This is a genomic window from Mesorhizobium sp. B2-3-7 (assembly GCF_006442695.1).
Classification (GTDB): domain Bacteria; phylum Pseudomonadota; class Alphaproteobacteria; order Rhizobiales; family Rhizobiaceae; genus Mesorhizobium.
The window spans coordinates 408464-422181 of sequence record NZ_VFVV01000002.1; the positions used below are offsets into that span (position 1 = coordinate 408464).

15 protein-coding genes and 1 riboswitch are annotated in these 13718 nt (G+C 63.6%); of the genes, 12 read left to right on the forward strand and 3 right to left on the reverse strand.

Going from position 1 to position 13718, the window contains the following annotated elements; all coding sequences use genetic code 11:
• Positions 1-2: 2 nt before the first annotated feature.
• The 4 genes from FJ940_RS05870 (at position 3) to FJ940_RS05885 (ending at position 3073) form a co-directional block, all read left to right on the forward strand.
• Positions 3-464 carry an RT0821/Lpp0805 family surface protein gene (locus tag FJ940_RS05870; protein WP_140514798.1) on the forward strand — a complete coding sequence of 154 codons (462 nt, stop codon included), beginning with the start codon at positions 3-5 and terminating at the stop codon, positions 462-464.
• A 98-nt stretch (positions 465-562) separates the two neighbouring features.
• On the forward strand, positions 563-1510 hold the full coding sequence (locus tag FJ940_RS05875) for a DnaJ C-terminal domain-containing protein (protein WP_140580765.1): 948 nt from the start codon (positions 563-565) through the stop codon (positions 1508-1510).
• 105 nt (positions 1511-1615) lie between these two features.
• Positions 1616-2434: an enoyl-ACP reductase FabI gene (fabI, locus tag FJ940_RS05880; RefSeq protein ID WP_140514802.1), complete on the forward strand. Its 819-nt coding sequence runs from the start codon at positions 1616-1618 to the stop codon at positions 2432-2434.
• Between the two features lie 51 nt (positions 2435-2485).
• On the forward strand, positions 2486-3073 hold the full coding sequence (locus tag FJ940_RS05885) for a histidine phosphatase family protein (RefSeq protein ID WP_140498047.1): 588 nt from the start codon (positions 2486-2488) through the stop codon (positions 3071-3073).
• 105 nt (positions 3074-3178) lie between these two features.
• On the opposite strand, the gene FJ940_RS05890 is transcribed toward FJ940_RS05885, so the two are convergent.
• Positions 3179-3439, reverse strand: a complete 261-nt coding sequence (locus tag FJ940_RS05890; RefSeq protein ID WP_140551058.1) for a DUF1344 domain-containing protein — start codon at positions 3437-3439, stop codon at positions 3179-3181.
• A 182-nt stretch (positions 3440-3621) separates the two neighbouring features.
• On the opposite strand from FJ940_RS05890, the gene aroC reads away from it, so the two are divergent.
• Both aroC and ribB read left to right on the forward strand, forming a co-directional pair.
• Positions 3622-4743: a chorismate synthase gene (gene aroC / locus FJ940_RS05895; RefSeq protein ID WP_140514806.1), complete on the forward strand. Its 1122-nt coding sequence runs from the start codon at positions 3622-3624 to the stop codon at positions 4741-4743.
• A 100-nt stretch (positions 4744-4843) separates the two neighbouring features.
• On the forward strand, positions 4844-5944 hold the full coding sequence (ribB, locus tag FJ940_RS05900) for a 3,4-dihydroxy-2-butanone-4-phosphate synthase (protein ID WP_140514808.1): 1101 nt from the start codon (positions 4844-4846) through the stop codon (positions 5942-5944).
• Between the two features lie 50 nt (positions 5945-5994).
• Here the strand turns inward: ribB and FJ940_RS05905 are convergent, their stop codons facing one another.
• Positions 5995-7218, reverse strand: coding sequence for an MFS transporter (locus FJ940_RS05905; RefSeq protein WP_140564265.1), 1224 nt, complete (start codon positions 7216-7218; stop codon positions 5995-5997).
• 120 nt (positions 7219-7338) lie between these two features.
• Here FJ940_RS05905 and FJ940_RS05910 point away from each other — a divergent pair, with 120 nt between their 5' ends.
• Positions 7339-7944 carry a TetR/AcrR family transcriptional regulator gene (locus FJ940_RS05910; RefSeq protein ID WP_140498058.1) on the forward strand — a complete coding sequence of 202 codons (606 nt, stop codon included), beginning with the start codon at positions 7339-7341 and terminating at the stop codon, positions 7942-7944.
• Between the two features lie 45 nt (positions 7945-7989).
• Here FJ940_RS05910 and bluB read toward each other — a convergent pair whose 3' ends face one another.
• Positions 7990-8742 carry a 5,6-dimethylbenzimidazole synthase gene (bluB, locus tag FJ940_RS05915; RefSeq protein WP_140564264.1) on the reverse strand — a complete coding sequence of 251 codons (753 nt, stop codon included), beginning with the start codon at positions 8740-8742 and terminating at the stop codon, positions 7990-7992.
• A 48-nt stretch (positions 8743-8790) separates the two neighbouring features.
• Positions 8791-8970, reverse strand: a riboswitch (cobalamin riboswitch).
• 121 nt (positions 8971-9091) lie between these two features.
• Between bluB and FJ940_RS05920 the strand changes: the two genes are divergently transcribed.
• The 5 genes from FJ940_RS05920 (at position 9092) to dxs (ending at position 13614) form a co-directional block, all read left to right on the forward strand.
• Complete coding sequence (locus FJ940_RS05920) at positions 9092-10018, forward strand: histone deacetylase family protein (RefSeq protein ID WP_140655744.1); 927 nt, start codon at positions 9092-9094, stop codon at positions 10016-10018.
• A 3-nt stretch (positions 10019-10021) separates the two neighbouring features.
• Complete coding sequence (locus FJ940_RS05925; protein WP_140498064.1) at positions 10022-10273, forward strand: exodeoxyribonuclease VII small subunit; 252 nt, start codon at positions 10022-10024, stop codon at positions 10271-10273.
• 98 nt (positions 10274-10371) lie between these two features.
• Positions 10372-10638, forward strand: coding sequence for a DUF2277 domain-containing protein (locus FJ940_RS05930; RefSeq protein ID WP_010914875.1), 267 nt, complete (start codon positions 10372-10374; stop codon positions 10636-10638).
• Positions 10639-10678: 40 nt separating this feature from the next.
• Complete coding sequence (locus FJ940_RS05935) at positions 10679-11599, forward strand: pirin family protein (RefSeq protein WP_140498066.1); 921 nt, start codon at positions 10679-10681, stop codon at positions 11597-11599.
• A 77-nt stretch (positions 11600-11676) separates the two neighbouring features.
• Positions 11677-13614, forward strand: a complete 1938-nt coding sequence (dxs, locus tag FJ940_RS05940) for a 1-deoxy-D-xylulose-5-phosphate synthase (protein ID WP_181167185.1) — start codon at positions 11677-11679, stop codon at positions 13612-13614.
• The last annotated feature ends 104 nt before the right edge of the window (positions 13615-13718 follow it).

Consider the following 13718-nt stretch of genomic DNA (forward strand, 5'->3'; position numbering starts at 1 on the left):
GATTGTCGCGTATCGCGCAAGCTTTTGACAGCAGGCAAGGCAGCCTATTTGCTTCAGCCAGCGCCAAAGCCGCGATCATGATGATTGCCTTGCCGCTTGCCGCATGTGGCGCGGGCGGCTTCAGCCTGCAAAAGGCCGAGGTCGATCGCTCGATCCTGACCGGCAGCATTTCGGCTCCAGCCGCGCCGGCCGATTCGGACCGCGATTCCGACCAGACGACGATCGGCAACGCGGTGTCCTCCGCCGACATCGAGCAGCTCGGCGGTCAAGCCGTGCCGTGGGCCAATGCCGGTACGGGTTCGCGCGGCTCAATTACCGAACTGGCGGAATTGAAGGACGGGGGCCAGACCTGCCGCCGCTTCAAGGCTTCGCGCGAAAGCTTTGACGGCGTTGCCATGTTCGCGGGCGAACTTTGCCTGGCCAGCGCCGGCGGCTGGCGCATGCAGGACTTCAGGGCGCTTTGAGCTTCCACCTTTGAATAACGTCCAGCACTGGAATTTCTTCCTATGCGAGCGCATATAAGAGGCGACTATGGACTCACTCTTTCTCCAGGGCAGGAAGCATGCGCGACCCCTATGAGGTGCTGGGCGTTGCAAAGAACGCATCGGCCAAGGACATAAAATCGGCGTACCGCAAACTCGCCAAGAAGCATCATCCGGACCAGAATCCGAATGATCCCAAGGCGAAGGACCGTTTTGCCGCGGCCAATCAGGCCTATGAGATCGTCGGGGACGAGAAGACCCGCGCCGCTTTCGATCGGGGCGAGATCGACGCCGACGGCAAGCCGCGTTTCCAGGGCTTCGAGGGCGCCCCCGGTGGCGGTGACCCCTTCGCCGGTTTTCGTCGCCAGCAGCAGGGAGCCGGCGGTTCGCGATTCGAGTTCCGCTCCGGACGCCCGGGCGGCGATCCGTTCGACGGCAACAGCGATATCTTCAGCCAGATTTTTGGCGACGTCTTCTCCGGCTCGCGCGGCCCCGGCCAAAGCGGGGCAGGAATGGGTGACCGCCGCCAGCCGGCAACCGCCGCCGACCTGAATGTCACGCTCGACATCACCATCGAGGAAGCGGCGAACGCTGAAAAGGTCACGGCGATGTTCCCTGACGGCCGCAAGGTGGCGGTCAAGCTGCCGGCCTATGTCGAGGACGGGCAGACCATCCGGCTGAAGGGGCAGGGCGAGCAAGGGCCGGGCCAGCCCGGCGACGCGTTGGTCAAGATCCGCTTCCGCCGGCATCCGCGCTACCGCCTGGAGGGCCGCGACCTGCATGCCGATTTGCCGGTGGGGCTGGCCGATGCCGTGCTTGGCGCCAAGGTGGCCGTAGAAACGCCGACCGGCAAGCTCGCGGTCAACGTTCCCGCCTGGTCGAGCTCGGACAAGGTCCTGCGCCTGAAGGGCAGGGGCCTGCCGGAAAAGGCCGGTGGCCACGGTGATCTCTACGCCCATGTGCGCATCATGCTGCCAGAAGGCGGCGACAGCGCGCTCGAAGGGCTGTTGCGCAGCCAAAAAGGCTGATTGGCGGCTCTTGTCCCCGAACTGTCCCGTTTGAGCGCTTGAAGGGGCTCTGTGCCTGTGCGATAGGGCTCTCCACAAATAAGAAATCTTGCGGAGAGCACGCATATGGCGGGTGGACAGGGCCTGATGGCCGGCAAACGCGGCCTGATCCTCGGCGTCGCCAACAACAGGTCGATCGCCTACGGCATCGCCAAGGCATGCGTCGACCACGGCGCCGAGATCGCGCTGACCTATCAGGGTGAAGCGTTCAAGAAGCGGGTCGAGCCACTGGCTGCGGAACTCGGCGCCTTTGTCGCCGGCCATTGCGATGTGACCGATCCGGCGAGCCTCGACGACGTTTTCGCAAATGTCGCCAATCATTGGGGCAAGCTCGACTTCCTCGTCCATGCCATCGCTTTTTCCGACAAGGACGAACTGACCGGCCGCTATGTCGAGACGACGCGCGATAATTTCCTGCGCACGATGGATATTTCGGTCTATTCCTTCACCACCATCGCCAAGCGCGCCGAGGCGCTGATGACCGATGGCGGTTCGCTTTTGACGCTGACCTATTACGGCGCCGAAAAGGTGATGCCGCATTACAACGTCATGGGCGTCGCCAAGGCCGCACTCGAGGCCAGCGTGCGTTACCTCGCCGTCGATCTCGGCGCCAAGAAGATCCGCGTCAACGCGATCTCGGCGGGCCCGATCAAGACGCTGGCCGCTTCCGGCATTGGTGACTTCCGCTACATCCTGAAGTGGAACGAGTACAATTCGCCGCTGAAGCAGACGGTCACCCAGGAAGAGGTCGGCGATTCCGGCGTCTATTTCCTGTCCGACCTGTCGCGCGGCGTCACCGGCGAAGTGCATCATGTCGATTCCGGCTATCACGTCGTCGGCATGAAGGCGGTCGACGCACCTGACATTTCGACAGTCAAGGATTAACTCCTCCGCCTATCCTCCGCCCAGGCCCTGGCCCGACCTCCGGAAGACCTGATGTACCCGCTGGTTTATATCGTGCGCCACGGCCAGACCGCGTGGAATGCCGAATTCCGGCTTCAGGGGCAGGCCGATACCGACATCAACGCGCTCGGCCGCGAGCAGGCGAGCGCAAACGGGCATCGGCTGGCTGACCTGATCTCCAATCCCGCAGAGTTCGATTTCGTCGCCAGCCCGATGCGGCGCACGCGCGAGACCATGGAGCGCATTCGCGCCGCCATGAAGCTCGACCCGGCTGCCTACGGGACCGACCCCCGCCTTGTTGAAGTGAATTTCGGCGACTGGCAGGGTTTCACCTTTGCCGAGCTGGAGACGCAATTTCCGGGTGCGAGCAGGACGCGTGCGCTGGACAAATGGAACTTTCAGCCGCCGGGCAAAGATGCCGAGAGCTACCAGATGCTGCTCGAACGGGTAAAGCCGTGGTTCGACGCGCTCGAGCGCCAGACAGTCTGCGTGACGCATGGCGGCGTCATGCGCACCTTGTTTCGCTTCGTGCTTGACATGGCCGAGGATGATGCGGCGAAGCTGGCGATACCGCAGGACCGCGTGCTCAAGCTGGAAGGCGACAGCCTGGGGTGGCTTTAGGCACCTGGCACGATCCAGGAAGGCTCATGCAGGCTGTCGGTTGCAGGTGCATAAAACGGCTGCAACGGCTCAACAAACGCCGAACGGCCGATTTGCATTGGAAGCCTAGTTGGAGTCGCTGTCCGGCAACTGCATATCGGTGACGACGTTTTCGCCGTTGGTTACGTCATAGGCGATGACGATGTCCATGCCGGGCTTCAGCGCGTCGAGATCGGTTTCCGCGTTCAGCTTGTAGGATTTGCCGTCGTCCAGCGTCAGGGTCAGCGCGTCCTTGTCGATCTTCTTGATCAGGCCTTCGGTCTGCCCGGCGAAAGCGGCGGTGCAAAGCAGGAATGTGGCGGCAACAGCGCCAATCAGGGTACGCATCATCGTCCTCTTTGGTATTGCGCCGGCATGGGTAGCGGCGGATCCTCAACGGCGAATGGAGCAGAGCAGAAACCAATCGAATGTGTCAAAACTAAATCCGTAGATCACGGTTTGACCCCTGTGGAAAACGCCAATAGAAGGCAGGCTTCAGTCGGCTCCGATGCCGGGCAAGGCACTTTGCGATGTCTCACAACACGTTCGGCCATCTTTTCCGCGTCACCACCTGGGGCGAAAGCCATGGGGCCGCATTGGGCTGCGTGGTCGACGGCTGCCCACCCGGCATCCGCTTCACGCGTGACGAAATCCAGGCCGAACTCGACAAGCGCCGGCCCGGCCAGTCGCGCTTCGTCACGCAGCGCCGTGAGCCTGACGAAGTGAAGGTGCTGTCGGGCTTCATCCTTGACGATGACGGCGAGACGATGATCGCGACAGGTACGCCGATCTCCATGCTGATCGAGAATGTCGACCAGCGCTCGAAGGACTATGGAGAGATCGCCCGCCAGTACAGGCCGGGCCATGCGGACTACACCTATGACGTCAAATACGGCGTGCGCGACTATCGCGGCGGCGGCCGATCCTCGGCGCGCGAGACCGCGGCTCGGGTCGCTGCCGGAGCCCTCGCCCGCAAGGTCGTGCCGGGCATGGTGGTGCGCGGTGCACTGGTATCGATGGGCGAGAAGTCGATCGACCGCGCCAACTGGAACTGGAATTTCATTGGCGACGCGGACAATCCGTTCTTCACGCCGGATCCGGCGTCCGTTCCCGTTTTCACGAGCTATCTCGACGGCATCCGCAAGGCGGGTTCCTCCGTCGGCGCCGTGATCGAGATCGTCGCCGACGGCGTTCCGGCCGGCCTCGGCGCGCCGATCTACGCAAAGCTCGACCAGGATATCGCGTCAGGCCTGATGTCGATCAACGCCGTCAAGGGCGTCGAGATCGGCAACGGCTTCGAGGCCGCCCGCATCACCGGCGAACAGAATGCCGACGAGATGCGCATCGGCAATGACGGCCAGCCGGTGTTCCTGTCCAACAATGCCGGCGGCATCCTTGGCGGCATCTCGACCGGCCAGGCGATCATCGCCCGCTTCGCCGTCAAGCCGACGTCTTCAATCCTGACGCCCCGGAAGTCGATCGACAAGGACGGCAACGACGTCGAAGTGATGACCAAGGGTCGCCATGATCCGTGTGTGGGCATTCGCGCCGTACCGATCGGCGAGGCGATGGTTGCCTGCGCAATCGCCGACCATTATCTGCGGCACCGAGGACAGACAGGCAAGGAAGGCAGTAGGGCAGTAGGGCAGTAGGGCAGTCTGTTAAGCTGCCCGCGAGACGAGCAATTTTTCCTTTCCCTTACTCCCTTACTGCCCTATTCCCCTACTCCCTTGCGAGCGAAGCGAGCATTCCATGTCTTACGACCAGAAGAAGATCGTCGAAGCAATCCGGGCCTTCGAGCGCGGCGAGATCGTCGTCGTCATGGATGATGACGGGCGCGAGAACGAGGGCGACCTGATCGTCGCCGCCGTCCATTGCACGCCGGAAAAGATGGCCTTCATTGTGCGCAACACTTCGGGCATCGTCTGCACGCCGATGCCGCGCGAGGAGGCCAAGCGCCTCAACCTTGCGCCGATGGTCGCCGACAATGATTCGGCGCACACCACCGCCTTCACCGTCAGCGTCGATTTCAAGCATGGTACCACGACAGGCATTTCGGCCGACGACCGCACGCTGACCGTGCGCAATCTCGCCAACGGCAATGTCGGCGCCTCCGATTTCGTCCGCCCCGGCCACATCTTCCCGCTCATCGCGCGCGAAGGCGGCGTGCTGATGCGTTCGGGCCATACCGAGGCGGCCGTCGATCTGTGCAAGCTCGCCGGCCTGCCGCCGATCGGCGTGATCTCGGAACTGGTCAATGATGACGGCACCGTCAAGCGCGGCCCGCAGGTCGCGGCTTTTGCCGAGGAGCACGGCCTGAAGCAGGTTTCTGTCGCCGACCTCATTGCTTACCGGCAACGCAAGGAAACGCTGGTCGAACGCGTGGCGTGCTCCGAGATCGACACGCTCGGCGGCAAGGCGCAGGTCTTCACCTACACGCTGCCGTGGGATTCCATGCACCATGTCGCCGTCGTCTTCGGCGACATCCGCGACGGAGAAGAGGTGCCTGTGCGTCTGCACTCCGAGGACGTGGTGACCGACGTCTTCGGCACCAGCCACCGGCTGGACGCCATCATGAAGGCGATGGGCGAGCGCAAGCGCGGCGTCATCGTCTATCTGCGCGAGGGCTCGGTCGGTGTCGCCCACCAGGAGCGCAACCGGCCGGCGAGCGGCGACCGGGAGGACCACGAAGAGGCGCGCCGCCGCGAGAATGAATGGCGCGAGATCGGGCTCGGTGCTCAGATCCTGAAGGATCTCGGCATTTCCTCGATCAATTTGATCGCCTCGCGCGAGCGCCACTATGTCGGCCTCGAAGGTTTTGGCATCCACATCGCCAAGACCGAGATTCTCTAGGTTCGACGGCGGCAATAGCGTCCGATCCGCTGAACCGGACGCGTCATGGTTCATTCCGCGGCAGCGACGGCCGCTTCACACCCATCCAACTCGCATTTGTGAGTGGCAAGACTGCGCTGGCCGAGCAGCACCGTGACCAGCGCGATGCCGCCCGCGACCACCGAGACCCAGAACCCGTTCTGGGCGCCGAACGCATCCACCACCGCGCCGGCGGCGAAAGAGCCCAGCGCCATGCCGATGCCGATTCCCGTTGTCACCCAGGTAATGCCCTCGGTCAGCATCGCTTCCGGCACATGCCGTTCGATCAGGCCGAATGCCGTGATGAAAGTCGGCGAGATCGCCACGCCGCTGATGAAGACGGTCAGCGCCAAAATCGGCACGCTGTCGGCGGTGAGCGGCAAAATCGTGCTGACTGCGATGATGGCGACCGCGACGGTCAGCTGGCGCTGTAGCGGCGTCTTGAGGTTGAGCGCGCCGACCACGATGCCCAACACGAACGATCCCAGCGCATAGACGCCGATCACCAGGCTTGCGGCACCGGCTTGGCCGAACTCGTTGGTGATCGCCACGGTGCTCACTTCCGTCGTCGCGAAGGTCGCGCCGATGAAGATTAGGGCGAAGGTGATGATCTGTACCGGCCGCAGGCGGATTGCCGAGCCAGTCGAACCATGGTCCACCGGCCGCACTTTCGGCTCGGTCGATCGCTGCAGGATGAATGCTATCGAGCCCAAAGCGAGAAACAACGTGCTCGCCAGCATGCCTGCTTCCGGAAACAGCGCCGCACTGAGGCCCACCGACAGCGACGCGCCGGCGATATAGACCAGTTCGTCGGCCGCCGATTCGAAGGCGAAGGCGGTGTTCATCTCCGGCCGGCCGCGAAAAAGCTCGGTCCAGCGCGCGCGCACCATTGCCGGCATGCTGGGCATGGCCGCTGCCAGCAGCGCCGACACGAACATTGTCCATACCGGCCAATCCTGATTGGCCGACGCAATCAGCAGCAGGAATGCCAGCACGGAGATGATGGTGGTGGGCACGACGATCCATGTCTGGCCGAGGCGGTCGACCAGCCTGGAGATCTGCGGCGCCAGGAAAGCGTTGGCCAGCGCGAATGTCGCCGAGACGGCACCCGCCAGCCAGTATTCGCCACGCGTCTGCGACAGCATCGCCACGATGCCGATCGGCGCCATGGCGACCGGCAGGCGCGCCATGAAGCCTGCAGCGGCAAAGCCCTTGGCGCCAGGGGCTCGAAAGATCTCGGAATAGGGGTTCTGCATGGTCCGTTCCTCGACAAAAGGCGATTCGGAAATTACATACGATGCGTATGAATACTAAATAGATCATACGTCGCGTATGTCAATTGGCATACGTGACGTATGTGGATAAGGCCAGAAGAGATGCACAAGCCCCGCAGGGAAATGATCGCCGAAACGCGCGCCAAATTGATTGCCGCGGCCCGGCATGCGTTCGGAACGATCGGTTATGCCGAGGCATCGATGGATGATTTCACCGCATCGGCCGGGCTGACGCGCGGTGCGCTCTATCATCATTTCGGGGACAAGAAGGGGCTTTTGCAGGCGGTTATCGCCGAGATAGACGCCGAGATGGCGGCACGGGTGAATGAGGTTGCAGCGAAAGCACCGACCCGCTGGCAAAGCTTCGTCGACGAATGCACGAGCTACATCGAAATGGCGCTGGAGCCGGAAATCCAGCGCATCATGTTTCGGGACGGTCCGGCCGTGCTGGGGGATCCCGCGCAATGGCCGAACGCCAATGCCTGCGTCGCGTCGATGACCGATCACCTGACGACGCTGCAGGGCGACGGGGTGGTTGTCCCGGGCGTAGACCCCGAGACCGCGGCACGGCTGATCAACGGGGCGAGCAGCCAGGCGGCGCAGCGGATCGCCAATTCGAACGACCCGGAAGCGACGTCGAAGACCGTGGTGGCGGCATTCAAGCAACTGCTCGAAGGATTGTTGAGGAAGGATGCCGGAGCCGCCTGACGACGGCAGGCCGCCGGCAGCGCGCTGCGCATGCCATATCGGCAATCAAATCAAGGGTTTGTCAGACTTTTCGCATGTTGCCGCCTTGAGGCGTGCGATCGTTGATTTGAGCGGAACTTCGCCCTGTCCGCAAAACGTCTCGCTCATGATCAGCTCGGGCAGCGGCAGCCGCCGCCCCCAGCCATGTGTTTCGAGGTCCGGTTTCGGCGCGAACTCCGAGACACGGCCGACACAGAGATAGGCCACCGGCGTCACATGCCCGGGAATCGACAGAAGGTCTTTCAACGCCTGCGCCTCGATAATGCTGACCCAGCCGACGCCGACGCCTTCGGCGCGCGCCGCCAGCCAGAAATTCTGCACCGCGCAGACCGTGCTGTAGAGATCCATCTCGGGATTGTGCCAGCGTCCCAGCGGCGAACCCTGTGAGCGTCGGCGGTCGCAGGTGATACAGATATTGAGCGCGCTTTCGCAGATGCCTTCCAGCTTGAGCTTGCGGTAGAGCGCCCGCCGCTCTTCCTCGATCGCCGGCAATTCCTGCTCGCGCGCCGCGAGGAACAGGTCGCGCACCTGTTCCCGTCGTTCGGTGCCACGAATGACGATGAAATTCCATGGCTGCATGAAGCCGACCGATGGCGCGTGATGGGCGGCAAGCAGCAGCCGCGCCAAGACCTCGTCGTCGACGGCCTCTGATGTAAAATGGCTGCGAACATCGCGCCGCGTGAACATGGCGCGGTAGACCGCATCGCGCGCCATCTGGTCGAATCCGTCACCCACGGGGATGGTCATATTGTCCGGCATCGCTTGTCCCCTTGCGATTGCAATCAACTGCCGTCCGCCTGACCATGCGGATGACGATGCCTGCCAGGCCGGTCTTCTGGCTCGGGATCAACCCGCATCCGGCGCCTTCCCGTCATCGACAGTGGCATTACCGGCGCGGTCCCCCTTACAGCGTTGGGCACGCCACGGTATCAAACCGTGTTCCCGATTCTCCCGCTCGCGGCGGGCACCAGGCAGTGGCCGGGACTTTACGACGAAGCCCCTGCGCCGCCAATCCCCGCGGCGACGCGAATGGACGCAGGCGCGATTTTCCCCAGCCATCAGGCCGCAACGCATGGCCATCGCCGCGCCGGGGCACTAGATAGGGGGCATGGCCACTCGTCTCTACACCCATCCGATCTTCCTTGAGCACATCACGCCGCCCGGCCATCCGGAGCGGCCGGACCGCTTGCGCGCCATCGAGCGCGTGCTCGACGACGAGGCTTTTGCCGCGCTCGACCGCCTCGAGGCGCCGGAAGGCGACGAGGCCACCATTCTCTACGCGCATCCCGAGGATTTCGTCGAGCGGGTACGCGCCGCCATTCCCGAGACGGGCATCGCCCGCATCGATGCCGACACAACGGCCAGCCCGAAGAGCTGGCAGGCGGCGATCACCGCGATCGGAGCCGCCAACGCCGCCGTCGACGACGTCTTTGCCGGCAGGGCAGACAACGTTTTCGTCGCCGCCCGGCCGCCCGGCCATCATGCCGAGAAAGCGACCGCGATGGGCTTCTGCCTGTTCAACACGGCGGCCATCGCCGCACGTTATGCACAGCGCAAACACGATATCGAACGTGTCGCCATCGTCGACTGGGACGTGCATCACGGCAACGGCACGCAGGATGTTTTCTGGGACGATCCGTCCGTGCTTTATTGCTCGACGCACCAGATGCCGCTCTACCCCGGCACCGGAGCAAAGAACGAAACCGGCGCCGGCAACATCGTCAACGCGCCGCTTGCGCCGCAGACCGGCAGCGAGGCGTTCCGCGATGCCTTCCTGTCGCGCGTGCTGCCCTCGCTCGACAATTTTGCACCCGACCTGATCATTATTTCGGCCGGCTTCGATGCGCATCATCGCGACCCGCTGGCCGAGATCAACCTGACCGAGGATGATTTCGACTGGGCGACCGGCCAACTCATGCAGCGCGCGGCGCGCCACAGCGGCAACCGGCTCGTCAGCCTGCTCGAGGGCGGCTACGATCTGCAAGGATTGGCATTTTCGGTCGCCGCCCATGTCGGGCGACTGATGAAAGGATGAATGATGGCTGGTGAAACCAACGAAGACGTCAAGGCGATGAGCTTCGAACAGGCTCTCGACGCGCTGGAGAAGATCGTCGATGATCTGGAGCGTGGCGATGTGCCGCTCGACCAGTCGATCAGGATCTACGAGCGCGGCGAGGCGCTGAAGGTGCATTGCGACCGGCTGCTGAAGGCGGCCGAGGACAAGGTGGAGAAGATCAGGCTGTCCCGCGACGGCAAGCCGGTCGGGACGGAGCCGCTGGACGCGGATTGAGGCACGCAGCCGTCTCTCTGGTTTTTGACATGATCATGATTGAGGATAGAACGCGTCCCGATTGAAACGGCTCCAGGACAAGAGGAGATACGGAAGCGATGTGCAGAAACATCAAGACCCTGTTCAATTTTGATCCGCCGGCGACCAACGACGAGGTGCGCGATGCAGCCCTTCAATTCGTTCGCAAGCTGAGCGGAACGACGCGGCCTTCGAAGCAGAACCAGCACGCATTCGACCATGCCGTCGAGGCCATCGCGGCGTCGGCGCGCGAGCTTCTCGATTCGCTTGAAACCAACCAGCATCCGCGCAATCGCGAGGAGGTTGCGGCCAAGCTGCGGGCGAAGGCGGCGATCCGCTTTGCCTGATCTGGCCAAAGCAGCCATCGGCCGCTGACAAGGAGAGTTCATGAGCTTCTTTCCCGGGAAGGATCCTGAAGCCGGCGATGCCTTTGCCAGCGACCAGATCGAATTGATGGTCATTCCGAACGCCAAGGACATTGGCGGTTTTCAGGTTCGCCGCGCCTTGCCGACTGCCAAAAGGCGGCTGGTCGGTCCCTTCATCTTCTTCGACCGCATGGGCCCGGCCATCCTGCGTGCCGGTCAGGCGCTCGACGTCCGGCCGCATCCTCATATCGGCCTGTCGACGGTCACCTACCTGTTCGACGGCAGGATCAGGCATCGCGATTCGCTCGGCACCGAGATGGTGATCGAGCCGGGTGACGTGAACCTGATGACCGCCGGCCGCGGCATCGTCCATTCGGAGCGCACGCCGGAAGAACTGCGCGGCGCGCCGATGTCGATCTCGGGGCTGCAGACATGGTTGGCGCTGCCGGACGGCAAGGAGGAAGTGGCGCCGGTTTTCGAAAACACCGCTGTCGCGCGGCTTCCCGACATCGACGCGGAAGGCGTCAGCGGCCGCATCGTTATAGGCGATTTCCAGGGGCTGCGTTCCCCGGTGCGAGCCGATTCCGAGACGCTCTACGCCGACCTCAGGCTGGCGCCCGGCGCCAGCGTGAAAATCCCTGCTGACGCGGAAGAACGCGCCATCTATACGCTGGAAGGCGAGGTCTCGATTTCCGGCGACGTGTTTCCGGCGGAACGGCTTCTGGTGTTCCGGCCCGGCGACGAGATCGTCGTATCCTCACAGGCTGGTGCCCATTTCATGCTTTTCGGCGGTGCCTCGCTGGGCTCGAAGCGCTACATCTGGTGGAATTTTGTCTCGTCCTCCAAGGAGCGCATCGAACAGGCCAAGCAAGAATGGAAGACCGGCCGCTTCGACATCGTTCCCGGCGATGAGGAAGAGTTCATTCCACTGCCGGAAGGCTGAGGAAGTCGACGACGGGGCGTGCCTTTCGCGTCATTTGGCAGGCATTTACTTTCGCCTGCCGGCGGCCTATCCCGCGCATGAACAGAAGCTTGGGCCTACCCGTGAACGCAACGCCGCATACGCCGCTTCTCGACAAGGTCCGCATCCCGGCCGAGCTGCGCACGCTTTCCGAAAGCGAATTGCCGCAACTGGCATCGGAGCTTCGCCTCGAACTGATCGACGCGGTGTCGCGCACCGGCGGTCATCTCGGCGCCGGGCTTGGCGTGGTCGAACTGACCGTGGCGCTGCACTATGTCTTCAACACGCCCGATGACCGGTTGATCTGGGATGTCGGCCACCAGGCCTATCCGCACAAGATCCTGACCGGGCGCCGCGATCGCATCCGCACCCTGCGGCAGGAGGGCGGCCTCTCCGGCTTCACCCGCCGCACCGAAAGCGAATACGATCCGTTTGGCGCCGCCCACTCCTCGACGTCGATATCGGCCGGCCTCGGCATGGCGGCGGCCCGCGATCTTGCCGGCGGCCGCAACAATGTCATCGCTGTCATCGGCGACGGCGCCATGTCGGCCGGCATGGCCTACGAGGCGATGAACAATGCCGGTGCGCTCGACGCCCGCCTGATCGTCATCCTCAACGACAACGACATGTCGATCGCCCCGCCGACCGGCGCCATGAGCGCCTATCTGGCGCGCCTGGCCTCTGGCAAGGCCTATGTCGGCCTGCGCGACTTCGGCAAGAAACTGACCTCGTATCTTGGCAAGCGTGCCGACCGTGCCATCACCAGGGCGGTCGAGCATGCGCGCGGCTACGTCACCGGCGGCACGCTGTTCGAGGAGCTCGGCTTCTACCACATCGGTCCGATCGACGGTCACAATCTGGACCATCTGATCCCGGTGCTGAAAAATGTCCGTGACAATGGCAAGGGCCCCGTGCTGATCCATGTCGTCACCCAGAAGGGCAAGGGCTACGCGCCGGCCGAGGCCGCGGCCGACAAATATCACGGCGTCAACAAGTTCGACGTCATCACCGGCGCTCAGGCCAAGGCCCCGGCCAACGCGCCGGCCTATACCAAGGTGTTCGCCGAAAGCCTGATCCGGGAGGCCCAGGAGGACGAGCGCATCGTCGCCGTCACCGCCGCTATGCCGGGCGGCACCGGGCTTGATCTGTTCGGCGAAGTGTTTCCGGCCAGGACCTTCGACGTCGGCATCGCCGAACAGCATGCGGTGACGTTCGCGGCCGGCCTCGCGACCGAAGGCTACAAGCCGTTCGCGGCGATCTATTCGACCTTCTTGCAACGTGCCTACGATCAGGTCGTGCACGACGTGGCGATCCAGAAATTGCCGGTGCGCTTCCCCATCGATCGCGCCGGCTTCGTCGGAGCCGACGGCGCCACCCATTGCGGCGCCTTCGACACCACCTTCCTGGCCTCCCTGCCGGGCTTCGTCGTCATGGCGGCGGCCGACGAGGCGGAACTGCGCCACATGGTGCGCACTGCGGCAACCTACGATGACGGCCCGATCGCCTTCCGCTATCCGCGCGGCAATGGCGTCGGCGTCGACATGCCCGATCGCGGCTCGGTGCTCGAAATCGGCAAGGGCCGCATCATCAGGGAAGGCGGCAAGGTGGCACTCCTCTCCTTCGGCACGCGCTTGCAGGATTGCCTGATCGCGGCCGAGGAGCTGGGCGCGGCCGGGCTTTCGACCACCGTCGCCGATGCGCGCTTCGCGAAGCCGCTCGACGAGGACCTGATCCGACGGCTGGCCCGCTCGCACGAGGTTCTGGTCACGGTGGAGGAGGGCGCCGTCGGCGGCTTCGCCAGTCACGTTTTGCAGTTCCTCGCCCATGAGGGCCTGCTGGAAAGCGGCCTGAAAGTGCGCCCGCTTGTGCTACCGGACGTGTTTGCCGACCACGCCAAGCCGGAAAAGATGTATGCCGATGCCGGTCTCGATGCCGCCGGCATCGTCCATACGGTTTTCACCGCCCTCGGGCAGGCGGCCCACGCCCAGCGCGCCTGACTCGACACATCAAGCGCTTGAATCGGTTTGCCGGCTCGATGTCGTAACGCATTGTTGACATTGCGGTTTGGCGTTTTGCTTACCGTGTCTCTTGCCCGTTTTTC

What these genes read in the sequence shown, in the direction of transcription:
- FJ940_RS05925 (WP_140498064.1), top strand. Translation starts at nt 10,022, where the DNA reads ATGGCTGGTGAAACCAACGAAGACGTCAAGGCGATGAGCTTCGAACAG.
- FJ940_RS05930 (WP_010914875.1), top strand. Translation starts at nt 10,372, where the DNA reads ATGTGCAGAAACATCAAGACCCTGTTCAATTTTGATCCGCCGGCGACC.
- FJ940_RS05920 (WP_140655744.1), top strand. Translation starts at nt 9,092, where the DNA reads ATGGCCACTCGTCTCTACACCCATCCGATCTTCCTTGAGCACATCACG.
- FJ940_RS05910 (WP_140498058.1), top strand. Translation starts at nt 7,339, where the DNA reads ATGCACAAGCCCCGCAGGGAAATGATCGCCGAAACGCGCGCCAAATTG.
- FJ940_RS05890 (WP_140551058.1), bottom strand. Translation starts at nt 3,439, where the DNA reads ATGCGTACCCTGATTGGCGCTGTTGCCGCCACATTCCTGCTTTGCACC.
- bluB (WP_140564264.1), bottom strand. Translation starts at nt 8,742, where the DNA reads ATGCCGGACAATATGACCATCCCCGTGGGTGACGGATTCGACCAGATG.
- FJ940_RS05885 (WP_140498047.1), top strand. Translation starts at nt 2,486, where the DNA reads ATGTACCCGCTGGTTTATATCGTGCGCCACGGCCAGACCGCGTGGAAT.
- aroC (WP_140514806.1), top strand. Translation starts at nt 3,622, where the DNA reads ATGTCTCACAACACGTTCGGCCATCTTTTCCGCGTCACCACCTGGGGC.
- dxs (WP_181167185.1), top strand. Translation starts at nt 11,677, where the DNA reads ATGAACAGAAGCTTGGGCCTACCCGTGAACGCAACGCCGCATACGCCG.
- FJ940_RS05905 (WP_140564265.1), bottom strand. Translation starts at nt 7,218, where the DNA reads ATGCAGAACCCCTATTCCGAGATCTTTCGAGCCCCTGGCGCCAAGGGC.
- ribB (WP_140514808.1), top strand. Translation starts at nt 4,844, where the DNA reads ATGTCTTACGACCAGAAGAAGATCGTCGAAGCAATCCGGGCCTTCGAG.
- FJ940_RS05875 (WP_140580765.1), top strand. Translation starts at nt 563, where the DNA reads ATGCGCGACCCCTATGAGGTGCTGGGCGTTGCAAAGAACGCATCGGCC.
- fabI (WP_140514802.1), top strand. Translation starts at nt 1,616, where the DNA reads ATGGCGGGTGGACAGGGCCTGATGGCCGGCAAACGCGGCCTGATCCTC.
- FJ940_RS05935 (WP_140498066.1), top strand. Translation starts at nt 10,679, where the DNA reads ATGAGCTTCTTTCCCGGGAAGGATCCTGAAGCCGGCGATGCCTTTGCC.